The following is a 17,714-nucleotide window of genomic DNA, read 5'->3' as shown; positions in this document are numbered from 1 at the left end:
TTGGGCGCATCGCGCAGCGACGAATACAGCCGGCTCGCCGCCCTCGTCGCGGCGACGCGGGAGACAAGCGGCGACCTGTTCGGCAGAGCGATAGTCGATTGGCTGCGCCAGCATGTCAGCTTCGACCATTGCGTGGTCTTCGGTTATCGCGGCGCCTCGCGCCCGCCATTGCTGTTCGAAACCTTCTCGCCGGCCGAAAGCCACGTCTTCGTTGCGCTCTACCAGGAAGGGCCCTATCTGCTCGATCCATTCCACCACGCCGCGGTGGAGCGCAAGGAAGGGTTCTGGCGCATGCGCGAACTGGCGCCGGACCGCTTCTACGCCAGCGAGTATTTTCGCTCCTATTACAGCCAGACCAGGCTGGCCGAGGAGGTCGGCTTCTTCGTGCCGTTGCCCGGCAAGGACGCGCTTGTGCTGTCGCTGATGCGGCTGCGCGCTTCGGGCCCGTTCGGCACCGCGGACGCCAGGCTGCTGCGCGACATGGCGCCGGCCGTGATCAGCTTCATCAGGCTGCGCTGGCCTGCCCTTCCCGCCGACGAGCCGGCTGAAGCCAGACAAGATGAGACGATCGCCGCGGTCAACGAGTTCGACCGTGCCCATATCTGGAAGAGCCTGTCGCTGACGCCGCGCGAAAAGCATGTGGTCGACCTGGTGCTGCAGGGCCACTCGACGGAATCGATCGCCAGAGCCATGCGCATCGTGCCGGGGACCGTGAAGGTCCACCGCCGCAACATCTACCGCAAGCTCAAGATCAAGTCGCAGGCCGGCCTGTTCGCCCGCTTCGTCGAAATCATCGACGCGCGGATCCGATAGTTGCCACGACCTTCGGCGGTCGTTCGATCAAGCCGGCGCATCGCCTTCCCAGGAACCGGTCTCGGCCATCCGCTTCAGCAGCGGGGCTGGCTTGAACACGTCCTTGCCGGTCTGCCGGGACCAATGCTCGAGCCGCTCGACAATCCTGGCTCCGCCTTCGAGGCCGGCCCAGAACATCGGCCCACCCTTGCCGATGGGAAAACCGTAGCCATTGACCCAGACGACGTCGATGTCCGAGGCGCGGGCCGCGATCTTTTCTTCGAGGATCTTCGCCCCCTCGTTGATCATGGGATAGAGCGTGCGCTCGATGATCTCCTCGGCGCCGATCGCGCGCGGTTCGATGCCCCGCTCGGCCGCCTTGTCGCGGATCAGCGCCTCCACCTCGGGATCGGAAACGCCGGCCCGGGCGCCGGCCTCGTAGAGGTAGAAACCACGGCCGGTCTTCTGGCCGAACCGCCCCTGCTCGCACAGCGTGTCGGCGATCACGGCCGTCAGGCCGCGCGCCTTGCGGTTGCGCCAGCCAATGTCGAGCCCGGCGAGATCGCCCATCTGGAACGGCCCCATCGGCCAGCCGAAATCGGTGAAGGCCTTGTCGATCTGGCTGGGTGTCGCGCCCTCCAGCAGCAGCGCTTCCGATTCCGAGCCGCGCGCGGCCAGCATTCGATTGCCGACAAAGCCGTGGCAGACGCCGACGACGACCGCCACCTTGCCGATCCGCCGCGCCAGATCAACGACGGTCGCCAGCGCATCCGGCGCGGTCTTTTCGGCGCGAACGATCTCCAGCAGTTTCATGACATTGGCCGGCGAGAAGAAATGCAGGCCAAGCACATCCTGCGGCCGCGAGATCGAGCCGGCGATCTCATTGATGTCGAGATAGGAGGTGTTGGTGGCAAGGATGGCGCCCGGCCTGGCGACGGCATCCAGCTTGCCGAAAACCTCCTTCTTGACCGCCATGTCCTCGAACACCGCCTCGATGATCAGGTCGCACTCGGCGAGATCGGCATAATCGGTCGAGCCCTTGAACTGGGCGAGCCGCTGACGCTTGGCGTCTTCGGTCAGGGAACCGCGCGAAACGGAGACCGCATAGTTCTTCTCGATCGTGCCCAGCCCGCGTTGCAACGCCTCCCCGCTGGTTTCCAGCAAGGTCACGGGATAGCCGCCATTCGCGAAGGCCATGGCGATGCCGCCGCCCATCGTGCCGGCGCCGATGACGCCGACCCGGGCAATCCTGCGCTTGGGCGTGTCCTTGCCGGGAAGCTTTGCCGCCTCGCGTTCGGCGAAGAACAGATGACGCTGGGCGCGCGACTGGTCGCTGCCGACAAGCGTCACGAACAGCGCGCGCTCCGCCGCCAGCGCCTCGTCGAAGGGCAGCGTGACGGCATTGCGCACCGCTTGCGCACAAGCGATCGGCGCTTCCAGCCCGCGCGCTTTCCTGGCGAGGTCGGCGGCCTCGGCATCGAAAGCCCTGAGGTCGGTTTCCTTCAGCCCGTCATCGCGATCACGCACCGGCGTGAAGGGGCCACCCTTGCGGGCGATTTCCCGGGCGAAGTTCACGGCATGCGTGGTCAGATCGCCTTCAAAAACGGCGTCCACGAGACCGGCGGCATGCGCCTCGGCTGCACCGATCGGCGTGCCGGAAACGATCATCTTCAGCGCCTTCACCGCGCCGACGAGGCGCGGCAGCCGCACGGTGCCGCCGCCGCCCGGCAATAGCCCAAGTTTCACCTCGGGAAGGCCGAGCCTGGCGCCGGTATCGGCAATGCGGAAATGGCAGCCAAGCGCCAGTTCCAGGCCGCCACCGAGCGCGGTGCCATGGATGGCGGCGACCGTCGGTTTGGCGATGGTCTCAAGCATGACGATCAGAGCGCGCAGATCGGGCTGTTGCACCGGCTTGCCGAATTCCGTGATGTCGGCGCCGGCAACGAAGGTCCGTCCCGCGCAGGCAATCACGATGGCCGCGACCGAAACATCATCGCGCAAGGAAACCAGCGCGTGCATCAGCGGTTCGCGGACATGAAAACTCAGCGCGTTGACCGGCGGATTGTCGATAATGACGACGGCAACGTCGCCGTCCCGGCTGAGCTTCACGAAATCGGACACACAAACCTCCCAGCAATGGTGAGCGGCATGGCCGCGATCGGGATTTACAGGGCAATGGCGTGGATGGGAACCAGATGCCTGCCTGGCACAATGTTTACCGTTTGGATCAGCGCCGGCCGGCACCCTCCGCCGCCAGCATCTCCGGCATCGCGGTATCGATGGTGCGCCCGCCACGCCAGGAGGCGAAAGCCGCGACAAGGTAGAGAATGGCCGAGAAGGTGAAGGCGAAGACCAGGCCATGCTTGAACGGCCCCGACATCAACTGAGGGAAGAAGACGTGGCCGGTCAGCGTGTCGATACTCTGCTGCGGCAGCGCGTGCAGCACATTGGCCGGGATCAGTTCGCCCATCGGATTGTAGCCGAGGAAGGCTGCGAACAGGCTGGCGACCGGCGGCATGTTGGCGATCTGGTGGGCGACCGCTTCAGGCACATGCTGTGCCAGCAGGCCGGCCTCCATGCTCTGCGGCAGGCTGGCGGCGAGGCCGACGATCATCAGGCTGAAGAACAGGCCGATCGACAGCACCTGGCCTGCATTGGCGGTGGTGGCGCGCATGCCGGAGGCCTGGCCGCGTTCGCGCGCCGGCACCGAATTCATGATCTGCGTCGAGTTCGGCGCCACGAACAGGCCGGAGCCGAGACCGTTGAGGAACAGGAGCGCGGCGAAAACCGTGTAGGAGAAATCGGCCGGCAGCGCCATCAGCGCCACGAAGCTTGCGGCGCCCACGACCATGCCGCCGACCGCGAACGGCACGCCGCCGACCCGGTCGGAGAAATAGCCCGAGACCGGCCCGGCTATGAGGAAGCCAACCGTCAGCGGCAGCATGAAGATCGCCGACCACAGCGGTGTCTCCTCGAAGGAATAGCCATGCAGCGGCAGCCAGATGCCTTGCAGCCAGACGATGAGCATGAATTGCAACCCGCCGCGCGCTATGCCCGAGGCGAGATTGGCTATGTTGCCATAGGCGAAGCCGGGGATGCGGAACAGTTTCAGGTCCAGCATCGGCTTGGCGACGCGTTGCTCGATGAAGACGAAGGCGATCAGCGAGACGAAGCCTATGGCAAACAGAACAAGCACTTTCGGGCTGGTCCACGCCATCACCTGGTCGCCATAGGGCTGCAGCCCGTAGGTGATGGCGGTGAGAATGAGCACGAGGCCGAGGCCGAAGCTGATATTGCCGAGCCAGTCGATCGTGTGGGTGGAGCGGTTCGGCGCGTCGTGCAGCTTGAGATACGCCCAGACCGTGCCGACGAGGCCGAACGGCACGTTGATCCAGAACACCAGACGCCAGTCGGTGTCGGCAAGCAGGCCGCCGATCAGAAGGCCGACGAACTGGCCGCCAATCGCCGCCACGACATTGATGCCGAGCGCGAAGCCGCGCTCGTTTTCCGGAAAGGCATCGGTGAGCAGCGCCGTGGAGTTGGCCATGATCAGCGCGCCGCCAATGCCCTGGATGATGCGCACGGATATCAGGTACATAGCCGCGAAATCGCCTTGTCCCGGCAGCAGGCTGAGCGCGATCGAGGCGGCGGTGAAGACGGCAAAACCGAGATTGTACATTTTCGCCCGGCCGAACTGGTCGCCGAGCCGGCCGAAGGCGACGACCAGCACCGCGGTGGCGATCATGTAGCCGATGATCGCCCAGAGCAGATAATTGATATTGCCGGGATCGAGCGCCTTGAGGCCGATACCGCGGAATACCGCCGGCAGGCTGATCAGCAGGATCGAGCCATTGATGGCGGCGGCCAGCATGCCGAGCGTGGTGTTGCTCAGGACCATCCATTTGTGGCTCTGCGGGCGGCTGTCTGCGGCGGTATTCATGATGGTAACGTCCAACGGTGCTGGCGCGGTTGCCGTCAGCGCTATATATGAGGATAGTCTCAGGTTTGGAAATATGAGGATGGCCTCGGAAAAAGCAAGAGTGTCGGCGACGAATCCGCGTGCACCGCAGCAAAAAAGAGGGCGCGAACGGGTCGCGGCACTCATGGCGAGCGCGGCAGCGCTGTTCGTCGAGAAGGGTTTCGACGCCACGACGATGACCGAGATCGCCGCACGCGCCGGTGCCGCCATCGGCACGCTCTACCTTTTCTTCCCCACCAAGGAAGCGTTGGCGCAAGCCATTCTGGCCGAGAACGCTGAAAACCTGTCCACTCAGCTCGACGCCTTGCAGGAACAGGCCAGGGGCTTGGCGCCGGCAGCGATCGCCGACGCACTGTTCGAGGTGCTGGGCCGTTTCGTCGCCACGCACCCGGTCTATTCCGCGTTGCTCGACCTGCCCGGCGACGATGGCTGGCGCCGCAAGATGCGGGCACGCCGGCGCGACCAGATCGCTGCGCTGTTCGCGCAAGCCGAGCCACCGCTTCCAGCCGGCCAGGCCGAGCGGCTCGCCGTCATCGTGCCGCAGCTGATGCGCATCCCGCTGGCGCTGGTCGGCGAAAAGCGGTTGCGCGACGGCGTGCTGGAGGAGCTGAGGCTGATGCTGGCGCGGCATCTCGAGGGCAGTGCGTAACGGGACGACTCAGCGCACTGCCTTCTCGCCACCCGCAGCCGTAATCACCCCGACGATGATGAGCCCCGTCAGCAGCAGCCGCACGCCGGCGCTGACGCCGAACGTGTTGAGCATGGTGAGCAGCAACACCAGGAACAGCGCCGCGCCCCACACACCAGGCACATTGGCCTTGCCGCCCGCCACCGACGTGCCGCCGATGACCACCACGGCGATCGAGGCCAGCAGATATTCATTGCCGATATCGACATTGGCGCCACGGAAATAACCGGCGAGCAGCGCACCGTCGATGCCGCCGAGCGCCCCAGACAGCGTGTAGGTGAGGAAGCGGATGCGGCCGACATTGACGCCGGCGAGCCACGCGGCGCGGATGTTCTGGCCGATCGCCAGCACCGAGCGGCCATAGATCATGCGCTGCAAGGCGATGGCCGCCCCGATGGTGAACAGCACGGTCAGGATCGCCAGCACGGGAATGCCCAGGATCTGCCAATTGGTGAAATCGGCGAAGCCGGGCGGCGGCTTGATCTGCAGCCCGCGCCCATAGCTGATGTCGATCGACTGGATGATGAAGCTCGCCGACAAGGTGGCGATGATCGGCGGAATGCGCAGCGCCCAGATCAGCAGGTAGTTGACCGCGCCGATCGCCGCGCCGCAGGCGAGCGCCGCCAAGAGGCCAACGACGATCATGGAATCGCTGCCGGCCATCACCTTCATGGCAACGGCGCTGGCGAGCCCGATATTGGCCGGCAGCGACAGGTCGACATTGCCGGGCCCGAGCGTGATGACGAACATCTGGCCGACGCCGACGATGACGGTGAACACGGCGAGCGAGAGCGCCGCCGTCACCATGCCGCCGGCGCCATAGCCGCCGGTGAAGGCGATCGTCGCCAGCCACACGACAAGCGCGCCGACGAACGACCAGATCCAGGGTTTGGTAGCCAGCGATTTCACCAATGCCATCGCTCACCTCTCCCTGCGGCTGATCAGCACCCGCGCCGCCAGCACGATGATCAGGATGGCGCCGTTGGCGGCCACCTGCCAATCGGGTGGAATGTGCATGAAGGTAAGCAGCGGCGAGGCCGCCAGCGCCAGTGTCAGCGCGCCGATCACCGCGCCGATCGGCGACACCCGGCCGCCGACGAATTCGCCGCCGCCGAGGATGACGCCGGCGATCGCCAGCAGCGTGTAGCCATTGCCGATATTGGCGTCGGCCGAAGTGGTGATGCCGATCAGCGCCATGCCGGACAGCACGCCGAACAGGCCGGCCATCGCGAACAGCACGACCTTGGTTTTGAGCAACGACCAGCCGGCACGTCGAAGCGCTGCCGGATTGCCGCCGGAACCGCGCAGGATCGCGCCATAGGAGGTGCGCATCAGGCCAAAATGGACAATGAGACCGATCAGCAGCGCCGCGATGATCGGGAAGGGAATGAATGGCGGCTTGAACGACATGATCGCCAGCAGCCAGTCCGGCGCCTTGCCGCCGGGCTTGGGCAGGACGAGAATGGCCAATCCCTGCCAGACGAAGCTCATGCCGAGCGTCACCACGATCGACGGCAGATTGCGCAGATGGATCAGCGCGCCGAGCAGCGCATAGATGCCGATCGAGCCGAGCAGGATGGCGACGCCGATGAGCGGCGCGTCCTTCAGCCAGGTCGCGGTGACACAGCCGACGAACCCGACGAAGGTGCCGATCGACAGGTCGAGCTCATTGCCTGATATGACGAACATCTGCGCGATCGTCGCCAGCGCGATCGGGATCGCCAGGTTCAGCATCAGGCTGAAGCCGAAATAGCTGATCGCACGTGGATTGAGCCAGGCAATGGCGAGCAGCACCAGCGCCAGCGACAGCGCCGGCAGCAAGCCACGCAGCAGGCGGGCACGCGCCGCCGCATTGCGCGCCGCCGCCCCTTTGAAGCCATTGTCGATGGATGCTGCCGTCATCTCAGGCCGCATCGCCGAACGAGGACTGGATGATCTTCTCCTCCGTCAGTTCGTCGCGCGTGAGGTTGGCGACGATGCGGCCGTTCTTGAAGACATAGACATGGTCGCAATTGTCGAGCTCTTCGGTTTCGGTCGTGTACCAGAGGAAGGTGCGGCCGCGGCCAGCCTCCTCGCGCACGAGGTCGTACACTTCGAGCTTCGTGCCGATGTCGACGCCGCGCATCGGGTCGTCCATCAGCACGATCTGGGCATCGGAGCCGAGCGCGCGGGCAAACAATGCCTTCTGCTGGTTGCCACCCGACAGCGAGAAGATGTTGTTGTTCATGTCTGGCGTGCGGATGCCGATCCTCTTCTGCCAGACCTCGGCAAGTTCAGCCTCGCGCTGTGGCGAGATCAACAACCCCTTGCGCAGGCGCGCCAGCGAGCGGATGCCGATGTTTTGCGCGATCGACCATTGCGGGAAGATGCCGTCCGACTGACGGTCGCCCGCGACAAGCGCCACTGGGGCGGTCACCTCGATCCCTGTCCTGGCACGCGAGGCTCCGCTGAAGATCGCCAGCAGCAGGTCGGTCTGGCCATGACCGGCCAATCCGGCAAGGCCGATGATCTCGCCGGCCCGCGCCTCAAGGTCGGCGCCATCCTGCTGCGCGGCGGGCCGTGCCCGCACCCGCAGCGGACCCGCCCCAGGCTTCACGGCAGCGGCTTGCGCCGCGATCTTGCGGCGTGCTTCCGCTCCGCCCATCACCGTCACCAGCCGGTCGCGGTCGAAGACATCAGCCGCATCCGACGCCACCACCTTGCCGTCGCGCATCACCACGATGCGGTCGGCGTTCTTCAGCACCTCGCCCAACACATGCGAGATCAGGATGCAGCTCTTGCCGCCGGCGACGAAGCGGCGCACGAAGGCCAGCAACTGGCCTGATGTATGCGCGTCGAGCGACGATGTCGGCTCGTCGAGGATGACGAGGTCGAGCCGGTCCTGCGTGACCGTGAAGGCGCGCGCCACCTCGACCATCTGGCGCCGCCCGATCGAGAGGTCGCCGACAATATCCCAGGCCGAGATGCCATGGTCCGGGAAGATCTCGTCCAGCTTGGCGGTGATCAGCGCGGCCGCCTTGCGCCGCCAGCCGAAGCCGGAGAGCGAGGCATGGTTGATGCGCGTGTTCTCGGCGACGCTGAGATTGGGGCACAGTGACAGTTCCTGGAACACGCAGCGTATGCCGAGCTTTTGCGCACGCGACACCGAGTAGTTTTCCTCGATGCCGCCATGCACGCCGATCTTGCCGCTGTCGGGCGCCATCGTCCCCGCCACCATGTGCATCAGCGTCGATTTGCCGGCGCCATTGTGGCCAACCAGACCGACGCACTCGCCAGGCCCGACATGAAAATCCACCCCACCCAGCGCGCGAACGGCGCCGAAATGTTTTTCGGCGCCGTTCAGTCTGATGATGTCAGCGTTCCCTTCAGGCATGCTCAACGGTACCCGCTCGGCGATACGGACGGCAACGCTGCCGCGATGCTCACTTGATGTTGGCTTTGATGGCCGCCATTGCATCTGCCTGGCTGTATTCGTGGGTGGCGACGCCGCCTTCCTTGATCTTCGGCAGGGCTGCCTCGAAATCGTCCTGGGTGAAGGCCAGATATGGCACCAGGAGATCGTGCGGAATGTCCTTGCGGCCGTCGAGCACCTGTTGCGCCACCCAGAAGGCAAGCGAGGACACGCCGGGCGCGATCGAGGCCGACCAGGTCTGGTAGCCGTCCTTGTCCTTCTGTTCCTTCCACCACTTCAACTCGTCCTGGCGGTTGCCCATGATGATGGTCGGGCGCGGCTTGTTGGCGGCGGCGAAAGCCTGGGCCGCGCCATAGCCGTCACCGCCCTGGTCGACGATGCCGACGACATCGGGCAGCGAGGGCAGGATGGTCGCGACCGCTTTCTGCGCCGTCGTCTGGTCCCAGTCGCCGGTCACCGAACCGACGATCTTGAATTCGGGATGGGCGGCGACGCCTTCGAGGATACCGGCATGGATGGCATCGTCGATGGACGTGCCGGCAAGGCCACGGATTTCCAGCAGGTTCCCGCCCTTCGGCTGGAACTTGGCCATCTGCTCGATTTCCTGCTTGCCCATGTCCTTGAAGTCGACGACGACGCGATAGGCACAGGGCTCGGTGACGATGCCGTCGAAGGAGACGACGACGATGCCGGCGTCGCAGGCCTGCTTGATGGCGCCGTTGAGCGCATCCGGCGAGGCGGCGTTGATGACGATGGCGTCATAGCCCTGCAGGATGAGGTTCTGCACCTGGGCTGCCTGCGTCGGCACTTCCTTGTCGGCGGTGGTGAAGATATCGGCCGCGCCGACGACCTTGTCGTCGACCGCCTTCTTGGTGACGATGCCGTAGCTGTCGAGCATGGCCTGCCGCCACGAATTGCCGGCGTAATTGTTGGAGAATGCGATCTTCTTGCCGCTGGTGTCGGCAAGTGCGGTGCCCGAGGCCAACATAACCGTCAGCGCACCCAGAACGAACAGTTTCTTCATATGATTTCCTCCCGAAGTTGCTAGTTTTGCCTGATGATCGTTACGCGCAGTCCCTGTTTTTTATCTATTGTCAGACAAATGCAGACGAACCGCAAGCTGTCAACTGCAAAGCTTGGCATGCCTTCGATCAACTTGCGGTGCGATGATTGAAAAAGCCGCCTGCACATGGTCTAGGAGCACGACAGGAGGCCATTTGATGGCAGTAACGCCGACCGTTGCCAAAGGCGCGCCCGGAATACCGGCGCGCTGGACATCAAGCGCCAAGAGTGGCGTCGGCACCGCGTTTTCAGCCAAGAGCCCGCTCTGGTTCACCATGAGTCACGGCATCTTGAACGAGATCTACTATCCGCGTCTCGACAGCGCCTGCACGCGCGACATGGAGTTGATCGTCACCGGCCCGGGTGGCTATTTCTCGGAAGAGAAGCGCGACGCCGCGCACGCGATCGCGCCGTTCGAGGACGGCGTGCCTGGCTACAGGCTGACCAACACCGCGACGGACGGCGCCTACCGTATCGAAAAGCGTATCATTACGGATCCGAAACGGCCTGTCCTGCTGCAGGAGATTGCATTCGTACCGCTGAAAGGTCCGGCGGCCGACTTCCATGTCTACGCGCTGCTTGCCCCGCACCTCGTCAATGCCGGGATGGGCAATACCGCCTGGGTTGGCGAACACAAGGGCCAGCGCATGCTCTTCGCCACGGGGCGCGGCGTCTCCCTGGCGCTGGCCTGCTCACTGCCCTGGCATGGCTGTTCGGCCGGCTATGTCGGTTTCTCCGACGGATGGCAGCAATTGCAGAACGGCGGTGGGCTCGATCCCTCCTGCCAGCGGGCGGAAGACGGCAATGTCGCCCTGACCGGCGAGATCGGCTTTTCCACTGGCAAGACCACGGCCTTGCTGGCGCTTGGCTTCGGCGCTTCGCCGGAAGCAGCCGCGGACCTCGCGCTGGCCAGTCTCAAGCAGGGTTTCGAAGCCGCCGCCGAAACCTATGTCGGGAACTGGCGGATATTTCAGACCGGGCTTGAGAAGCTCGACCGCCACACCGCCTCAGGGCTGAACACCTATCGTGTGAGCACCGCGGTTCTCGCCACGCATCTCTCGGTCGCGAGACCCGGCGCCGCCGTTGCCAGCCTGTCGATCCCATGGGGCTTCAACAAGGGCGACGACGATCTCGGCGGCTATCATCTGGTCTGGCCGCGCGATCTGGTCGAGACCGCTGGCGGTTTCCTTGCCGCCGGTGACGGCAAGCAGGCGCTGCAGATCCTGGCCTTTCTGCGCTCGATCCAGCAGCCGGACGGTCACTGGCCGCAGAATGTCTGGTCGGACGGCACCGCCTACTGGCCCGGCATACAGATGGACGAATGCGCCTTTCCGCTGCTTCTGGCCGACGCCTTGCGCCGCGCGGGCTATCTGCCGCGTGCCAGGCTCGCCGATTTCATGGCCATGATCGAAACCGCCGCCTCGTATGTCGTGCGCAATGGCCCCGTCACCGGCGAGGACCGCTGGGAGGAGGACGCCGGATACAGCCCGTTCACGCTGGCCGTCGAGATCGCCGCGCTGCTTGCCGCCGCCGATATGCTGGATGTCTTCGGAAAGAGTGAGCCGGCAAACTACCTGCGCGAAACCGCTGATTGCTGGAACGATCAGGTCGAACGCTGGACCTACGTCATGGGCACTCAGCTCTCCATCGACGCAGGCGTCAGAGGCTATTATGTCCGTATCGCGCCGCCGGACGATGCGGGCGCCGCTACGCCGAAGGACGGCTTCGTGCCGATCAAGAACCGTCCACCGGCCGACACCGACAAACCGGCGGAAGCCATAGTCAGTCCCGACGCCCTGGCCCTGGTTCGCTTTGGCCTCAGGGCGGCCGACGATCCGCGCATTGTCGATACGGTCAAGGCCGTCGATGCGCTTTTGCGTTGCGATCTGCCGCAAGGCCCGGTCTGGTACCGCTACACCAGTGACGGCTATGGCGAGCACGAGGATGGCACGCCTTTCGACGGCACCGGCCAGGGACGCGCCTGGCCGCTGCTCACCGGCGAGCGGGCGCATTACGAGCTTGCCGCCGGGCGCAAGGAGAAAGCCGCGCAGCTTCTCGATACTTTCGAGCGCTCGGCGGGGATCGGCGGGTTGCTGCCGGAGCAGGTCTGGGATGCCGAAAATATCCCTGAGCGCGAGCTGTGGCTCGGCAAACCTTCGGGCAGCGCCATGCCGCTGGTCTGGGCGCATGCCGAGCATATCAAGCTGTTGCGCTCGCTGCGCGACGGCGCGGTCTTCGACATGCCGCCGCAAGGGGTCGAGCGCTACATCAAGGGCAAGACAGGCTCGCCGCTCAGGACATGGCGCTTCAACAACAAGATCCGCTCCATCCCGGCCGGCAAGGTTTTGCGCGTCGAGCTATCGGCGCCGGGCGTTGTCCATTGGAGCAGCGACAAATGGCTGACGATCCAGGACCACAAGACCAGCGAGAACGCTTTCGGCGTTCATCTGGTCGATCTGCCGGTCGCCGGACTGGAGCCGGGAGACACCCTCGTCTTCACTTTTTTCTGGCCCGATGCGATGCGTTGGGAGAATGTCGACTTCAGCGTCGGCATTGACGCATCATGATTAAGGCAGCGGCGCCGATAGATTTGTTCTTTCCTCAAACAATCGGGACGAAACCATGCAGATCGGAATGATGGGACTGGGCCGGATGGGCGCCAACATGGTCCGCCGCCTGATGCGCGACGGCCATGAATGCGTCGTCTACGACATCAACGCGGCAAGCGTCGCGGCCCTGGTGAGCGACGGCGCCCTGGGGGCGGCATCCCTGACGGAATTCGTCGGCAAGCTCGCCAAGCCGCGCTGCGTCTGGCTGATGCTGCCGGCGGCGATCACCGGCAAGATCATCGACCAGGTCGCAGCGCTGATGGAGCCCGGCGACATCGTCATAGACGGCGGCAATTCCTATTATCACGACGCCGTCGACCAAGCCGCGAAACTGGCCACCAAGGGTATCCATCTTGTCGATGTCGGCACCAGCGGCGGTGTCTGGGGCCTGGAGCGTGGCTACTGCCTGATGATCGGCGGCCCGGACGTCGCGGTGCAGCACCTCGATTCCATCTTCGCCACGCTGGCGCCGGGCGCCGATGCCGGCTCGCCCGCTCCCGACAAGGCGGCCGGGACCGCGCCCTTCGGCTACCTGCATTGCGGACCGAGCGGCGCCGGCCACTTCGTCAAGATGGTGCATAACGGCATCGAATATGGCGTCATGGCCGCCTACGCCGAAGGCATGAACATCCTGAAGTCGGCCAATGCCGGCAAGCGGCAACGCACGGCGGACGCCGAGACCAGCCCGCTGGAGAACCCGCAATATTATCAGTTCGACATCGACCTTCCCCAGGTGGCCGAGGTCTGGCGCCACGGCAGCGTCATCGGCTCCTGGCTGCTCGATCTCACCGCCGGCGCGCTGAAGAGCGATCCGGGCCTGGCGAATTTCGGCGGCCGCGTTTCGGATTCGGGCGAAGGACGCTGGACGCTGAAGGCCGCGATCGACACCGGCGTCCCGGCGCCGGTGCTGTCCTCGGCCTTGTTCGACCGCTTCTCCTCGCAAGGCGAATCCGAATTCGCCGACAAGCTGTTGTCCGCCATGCGCTATGCCTTCGGCGGCCATGTCGAGAAGCCAAAGGCTGGCCAGTGACGCCGCAGGGGGAGACACACGCATGAGCCAGGAACGGTCCGACACGCTGGTGCTCTTCGGAGCGACCGGCGACCTCGCCCACAAGAAGATATTTCCAGCGCTTTACCAGATGGTCGCCAAGGGCACGCTCACCGAACCGGTGATCGGCGTCGCCTTCGATGCCTGGGACATCAAGCAGCTTCAGGACCGCGCCCGCGACGGCATCGTCAATGCGCTGGGCAAGATCGACGAGAAGGTCTTCGCCAAATTCGCCTCGCTGCTGCGCTATGTCAGCGGCGACTATCGCGACCCGGCCACGTTCGAGAAGCTGAAGACCGCACTTGGCAGCGCCCAGCGGCCGCTGCACTACATGGCGGTGCCGCCGACCATGTTCGAGACCGTCGTGCAGGGCCTGGAGCAGTCCGGCACCGCGCATGGCGCGCGGCTGATGGTGGAAAAACCCTTTGGCCATGATCTGCAATCGGCGCGCTGGCTGAACCGCGTGCTGCACCTGGTGTTCGACGAACAGTCGATCTTCCGCATCGACCACTATCTCGGCAAGGAAGCGATCCAGAACCTGCTCTATTTCCGTTTCGCCAATTCCTTTCTCGAGCCGATCTGGAACCGCAACTTCGTCGAGAGCGTGCAGATCACCATGGCCGAGGATTTCGGCGTCGAGGGCCGCGGTAAATTCTATGACGATGTCGGCTGTATCCGGGACGTAATCGAGAACCACCTGCTCAACATCCTCCTGCTGCTGGCCATGGAACCTCCGGTCGGGCGCTCCGCCGACGACCTGATCGACGAGAAGGTGCAGGTGCTGCGCGCGATCCGCACGCTGACCAGGGACGATGTCGTGCGCGGCCAGTTCACCGGCTACCTCGCCGAGCCCGGCGTCAAGCCGAACTCGCCGGTCGAGACCTTCGCGGCGGTGCGCTTCTTCGTCGACACCTGGCGCTGGCAGGACGTGCCGTTCTTCATCCGTGCCGGCAAGAACATGCCGGTGCATGTCACCGAGGTGGTGGTGCGGCTGAAGCGCCCGCCGCTCGATGTCTTCGACCCGATCAAGCCCGCCGACCAGAATTACGTGCGTTTCCGCATCGATCCACAGGTGGTGATCGCCATCGGCGCCCAACGCAAGGCGTCCGGCGACGACATGGTCGGCGAGCAGGTGGAACTGACGGCGCTCGACGACAGCAAGGCCGACATGCCGCCCTACGAGCGCCTGATCGGCGACGCCATGAACGGCAACGGCCAGCTCTTCACCCGCCAGGACGCGGCCGAGCTCGCCTGGCGCATCGTCGGGCCGGTGCTTGGCGACACCACGCCGCCGCATCTCTACGAGCCGAAAACATGGGGGCCGGCAGACGCCATGGCCGGCTTCGGGCCGCCCAATGGCTGGATCGACCCGGTGGCATGAGCGGAGGGGACCCGATGGCCAAGGCGGTGAAGCAAGCAGCAACCAGCCCCGAGCAGATCGTGCTGGCGATCGACATTGGCGGCTCGCACGTCAAGATCCTGACCAGCGCCGGCGGCACGGAGCGCCGGGACGATTCCGGCCCGGACCTGACGCCGCAGCAGATGATCGACAAGGTGAAGAAGCTCGCCGAGGGCCTGTCCTACGATGTCATATCGATGGGCTATCCGGGCCCGGTGCGTCGCAACAAGCCGGTGCTCGACCCGATGAATCTCGGCAAGGGTTGGGCCGGCTTCGATTTCGCCGCGCAGTTCGGCAAGCCGGTCAAGGTGGTCAATGATGCGCTGATGCAGGCCATCGGCAGCTATGAAGGCGGGCGCATGCTGTTCCTGGGCCTCGGTACCGGCCTCGGGGCGGCGATGGTCTTCGACAATGTCGGCCAGCCGATGGAACTCGCCCATCTCCCCTACAGGAAAGGCCGGAGCTTCGAGGACTATGTCGGCGAGCGCGGCCTGGAAAAGTACGGCAAGAAGAAGTGGCGCAAATACGTCTTCGACGTCGTCAACCGGCTGCGCGCCGCCCTGCAGCCAGACTATGTCATCATTGGCGGCGGCAATGTCGACAAGCTCGACGAGTTGCCGGCCGAGTCCAGGCGCGGAGACAACACACGCGCCTTCGAAGGTGGATTTCGTCTGTGGCGAGACAAGGCCTTGATCGTCTGATATTATTACAGTTTAGTATAGTTGTTCAAAATAACGTGTGACGGCGCGCTAAATCATTGCGTTACGCAGATTTGCCGACTAGGAGTTTCGCCGCACTGCCCGGCGTGCTCCAGTGGATACGCTCAAGACGCTTCAGCATTTTTGATTTTGTGCCTCGTCCTGTCGAAAGCGATTCTGATTTTCGAGGCCGTGCGCCACAGACGGAGGATACATTGACCGACGATAGCAACGACGCTCGCAAAGACATCGACCTTCTCGAGCTGACCGCCCACATCGTGTCCGCTTACGTCGAGAAGAATCGCCTGCCCGTCTCCGGCCTTGCCGACCTCATCGCCAGCGTCGCCACCTCGATCGGCGGGCTCGGCAAGCCGGCCGTGCCGGTGGCGGCCCCGCTGGTTCCCGCTGTCAACCCGAAGAAGTCGGTGACGCCGGATTTCATCATCTGCCTCGAGGACGGCAAGAAGTTCAAATCGCTGAAGCGTCATCTCGGCGTGCATTTCGGCCTGACGCCGGACGCCTATCGCGCCAAATGGGGCTTGCCGGCTGACTATCCGATGGTTGCGCCCAACTATGCGGCCTCGCGCTCGGAGCTGGCGAAGTCGATCGGCCTCGGCCGCAAGGCTGTCGAAGTGGTGCCCGTCAAGGCCAAGGGCCGGAAGGCCAAGGTCTCGGCCTGAGAAGATCAGTCCTGAGCCAATCGTTAGGACGACTGGAACAGAAGCCTGCCGGCGAATTCGCCTTGGCAGGCTTCACGTTTTTGTGGCTTGGATGAACCGGACAGGTTTTTGGGGGGAAGCGAAGCCATGAACTACACCAGGATGGTGATCGAGAAGGAAGCACCGGAGGAGTACGGCTACGACCGTATTCGCTACAATCTCTCCGAAAGCTCGATCGCCGATCAGAAGCTTTCCGACATCGGCCTGTCGCTGCCGGACCTGACGCTGTTCTATGGCGAGCATCGCGGCGACAAGGACTTGCGCGCGCTGGTCGCGGCGCAGGATGCCGGCATTTCGCCCGATGATGTGCTGGTCACCGCCGGTGCCGCCGGCGCGCTGTTCATCATCTCGACCTCGCTTTTGTCGGCGAGCGACCATCTCGTCGTCATCAGGCCCAACTACGCCACCAACATCGAAACCCCGAGGGCGATCGGCTGCGCCATCAGCTTTGTCGACCTCGCCTTCGAGAACGGCTTTGCCATCGATGTCGGGGCCATCAAGGCGGCGATCCGACCGAACACGAAACTGATCAGCGTCACCTGCCCGCACAACCCGACCGGCACGATGATGTCACGTGCTGATCTCGACGCGCTGGTGGCGCTGGCCGAGGCCAACAACTGCCATTTGCTGGTCGACGAAACCTATCGCGATCTTTCCTATGGCAGGCGCCTGCCGTCGGCGGCCTCGCTGAGCAAGAAGGCGATCAGCGTCTCGTCGCTGTCCAAGGCCTTCGGCATTCCCGGCATCCGCATCGGCTGGCTGATCACCAGGGATGCCGCCCTTCAGGAGACATTCCTCGCCGCCAAGGAGCAGATCGGCATCTGCGGCAGCGTCATCGACGAAGGCATTGCGCGCGGCATGCTGGAGCGCCGGGATACGTTCCTGGGCGCGCTGCTGCCCGAGATGGCCAAGCGCCGCGATATCGTCCAGGCCTGGATCGACCGCGAGCCGCTGGTCGACTGGGTGCGGCCCGAAGGCGGTGTCGTCGGCTTCCCGCGCCTCAATGTCGAACCCGGCTTCGACCTCGACCGCTTCTACGCTAACCTGCTTGAGAACCATGGTACCTATGTCGGCCCCGGTCACTGGTTCGAAATGGAAAAACGCTTCTTCCGCGTCGGCTTCGGCTGGCCGACGGAAGCCGAGTTGAAAGGCGGCCTCGAAGCCATTTCGGCGGCGCTGCGGCAGTAACTTCCTCGTGCAGTCGAAGGAAAAGGTGCAAGGTCCCTTGATCCTGCACCGATTTTACCGCATATGCGCGCCGAACTTTACTAAGTTTCATTGGCCGGAACAGCGCCCATTCGGGAAGTG

Annotated in this window: 14 protein-coding genes; 8 read left to right on the top strand and 6 right to left on the bottom strand. The window is 64.4% G+C overall.

Features of this window, described 5'->3' with window-relative positions; genetic code table 11:
• Nucleotides 1–813, top strand: coding sequence for a response regulator transcription factor (locus tag AC07UC_RS06265; RefSeq protein ID WP_494904673.1), 813 nt, complete (start codon nucleotides 1–3; stop codon nucleotides 811–813).
• A gap of 27 nt (nucleotides 814–840) precedes the next feature.
• Here the strand turns inward: AC07UC_RS06265 and AC07UC_RS06260 are convergent, their stop codons facing one another.
• A complete protein-coding gene (locus AC07UC_RS06260) occupies nucleotides 841–2,913 on the bottom strand; it encodes a 3-hydroxyacyl-CoA dehydrogenase NAD-binding domain-containing protein (RefSeq protein ID WP_494904671.1) in 2,073 nt (690 codons plus the stop codon).
• 106 nt (nucleotides 2,914–3,019) lie between these two features.
• Nucleotides 3,020–4,732 carry an MFS transporter gene (locus AC07UC_RS06255; RefSeq protein ID WP_494904669.1) on the bottom strand — a complete coding sequence of 571 codons (1,713 nt, stop codon included), beginning with the start codon at nucleotides 4,730–4,732 and terminating at the stop codon, nucleotides 3,020–3,022.
• Nucleotides 4,733–4,895: 163 nt separating this feature from the next.
• Between AC07UC_RS06255 and AC07UC_RS06250 the strand changes: the two genes are divergently transcribed.
• Entirely contained in the window at nucleotides 4,896–5,420 is a 525-nt protein-coding gene (locus AC07UC_RS06250) for a TetR/AcrR family transcriptional regulator (protein ID WP_494904667.1), read from the top strand.
• A 9-nt stretch (nucleotides 5,421–5,429) separates the two neighbouring features.
• Here AC07UC_RS06250 and AC07UC_RS06245 read toward each other — a convergent pair whose 3' ends face one another.
• From AC07UC_RS06245 to AC07UC_RS06230, 4 genes are read right to left on the bottom strand one after another with little or no spacing between them, the layout of a single operon-like run.
• The gene (locus AC07UC_RS06245) at nucleotides 5,430–6,377 is read right to left on the bottom strand and encodes an ABC transporter permease (protein ID WP_494904665.1); all 948 of its coding nucleotides are present in this window, start codon (nucleotides 6,375–6,377) and stop codon (nucleotides 5,430–5,432) included.
• A 3-nt stretch (nucleotides 6,378–6,380) separates the two neighbouring features.
• A complete protein-coding gene (locus AC07UC_RS06240) occupies nucleotides 6,381–7,361 on the bottom strand; it encodes an ABC transporter permease (RefSeq protein WP_494904663.1) in 981 nt (326 codons plus the stop codon).
• A 1-nt stretch (nucleotide 7,362) separates the two neighbouring features.
• Nucleotides 7,363–8,832 (bottom strand): sugar ABC transporter ATP-binding protein, encoded by a 1,470-nt coding sequence (locus AC07UC_RS06235; protein ID WP_494904661.1) that lies wholly within the window; start codon nucleotides 8,830–8,832, stop codon nucleotides 7,363–7,365.
• Between the two features lie 49 nt (nucleotides 8,833–8,881).
• A complete protein-coding gene (locus AC07UC_RS06230; protein ID WP_494904659.1) occupies nucleotides 8,882–9,895 on the bottom strand; it encodes a substrate-binding domain-containing protein in 1,014 nt (337 codons plus the stop codon).
• Nucleotides 9,896–10,091: 196 nt separating this feature from the next.
• Between AC07UC_RS06230 and AC07UC_RS06225 the strand changes: the two genes are divergently transcribed.
• The 6 genes from AC07UC_RS06225 to AC07UC_RS06200 all read left to right on the top strand — a co-directional run bounded on the left by AC07UC_RS06225 (nucleotide 10,092) and on the right by AC07UC_RS06200 (nucleotide 17,594).
• The gene (locus tag AC07UC_RS06225) at nucleotides 10,092–12,500 is read left to right on the top strand and encodes a glucan 1,4-alpha-glucosidase (RefSeq protein ID WP_494904657.1); all 2,409 of its coding nucleotides are present in this window, start codon (nucleotides 10,092–10,094) and stop codon (nucleotides 12,498–12,500) included.
• Between the two features lie 55 nt (nucleotides 12,501–12,555).
• Nucleotides 12,556–13,572, top strand: a complete 1,017-nt coding sequence (gene gnd, locus AC07UC_RS06220) for a phosphogluconate dehydrogenase (NAD(+)-dependent, decarboxylating) (RefSeq protein ID WP_494904655.1) — start codon at nucleotides 12,556–12,558, stop codon at nucleotides 13,570–13,572.
• 22 nt (nucleotides 13,573–13,594) lie between these two features.
• Nucleotides 13,595–14,971: a glucose-6-phosphate dehydrogenase gene (zwf, locus tag AC07UC_RS06215; RefSeq protein ID WP_494904653.1), complete on the top strand. Its 1,377-nt coding sequence runs from the start codon at nucleotides 13,595–13,597 to the stop codon at nucleotides 14,969–14,971.
• A gap of 14 nt (nucleotides 14,972–14,985) precedes the next feature.
• Complete coding sequence (locus AC07UC_RS06210) at nucleotides 14,986–15,690, top strand: ROK family protein (RefSeq protein ID WP_494908900.1); 705 nt, start codon at nucleotides 14,986–14,988, stop codon at nucleotides 15,688–15,690.
• Between the two features lie 212 nt (nucleotides 15,691–15,902).
• Entirely contained in the window at nucleotides 15,903–16,367 is a 465-nt protein-coding gene (locus tag AC07UC_RS06205) for a Ros/MucR family transcriptional regulator (protein ID WP_056574785.1), read from the top strand.
• Between the two features lie 126 nt (nucleotides 16,368–16,493).
• Entirely contained in the window at nucleotides 16,494–17,594 is a 1,101-nt protein-coding gene (locus AC07UC_RS06200) for an aminotransferase class I/II-fold pyridoxal phosphate-dependent enzyme (protein ID WP_494904651.1), read from the top strand.
• The last annotated feature ends 120 nt before the right edge of the window (nucleotides 17,595–17,714 follow it).

The organism is Mesorhizobium sp. GW821-FHT04C10, assembly GCF_059420305.1.
Note: the sequence above shows the minus strand (reverse complement) of the source record. Positions and strands in the feature narration are given on the sequence as shown.

Coding starts and splice junctions, on each gene's coding strand:
- AC07UC_RS06200 (WP_494904651.1), top strand. CDS start 16,494: ATGAACTACACCAGGATGGTGATCGAGAAGGAAGCACCGGAGGAGTAC.
- AC07UC_RS06210 (WP_494908900.1), top strand. CDS start 14,986: ATGGCCAAGGCGGTGAAGCAAGCAGCAACCAGCCCCGAGCAGATCGTG.
- AC07UC_RS06245 (WP_494904665.1), bottom strand. CDS start 6,377: ATGGCATTGGTGAAATCGCTGGCTACCAAACCCTGGATCTGGTCGTTC.
- AC07UC_RS06235 (WP_494904661.1), bottom strand. CDS start 8,832: ATGCCTGAAGGGAACGCTGACATCATCAGACTGAACGGCGCCGAAAAA.
- zwf (WP_494904653.1), top strand. CDS start 13,595: ATGAGCCAGGAACGGTCCGACACGCTGGTGCTCTTCGGAGCGACCGGC.
- AC07UC_RS06225 (WP_494904657.1), top strand. CDS start 10,092: ATGGCAGTAACGCCGACCGTTGCCAAAGGCGCGCCCGGAATACCGGCG.
- AC07UC_RS06230 (WP_494904659.1), bottom strand. CDS start 9,895: ATGAAGAAACTGTTCGTTCTGGGTGCGCTGACGGTTATGTTGGCCTCG.
- AC07UC_RS06250 (WP_494904667.1), top strand. CDS start 4,896: ATGGCGAGCGCGGCAGCGCTGTTCGTCGAGAAGGGTTTCGACGCCACG.
- gnd (WP_494904655.1), top strand. CDS start 12,556: ATGCAGATCGGAATGATGGGACTGGGCCGGATGGGCGCCAACATGGTC.
- AC07UC_RS06255 (WP_494904669.1), bottom strand. CDS start 4,732: ATGAATACCGCCGCAGACAGCCGCCCGCAGAGCCACAAATGGATGGTC.
- AC07UC_RS06240 (WP_494904663.1), bottom strand. CDS start 7,361: ATGACGGCAGCATCCATCGACAATGGCTTCAAAGGGGCGGCGGCGCGC.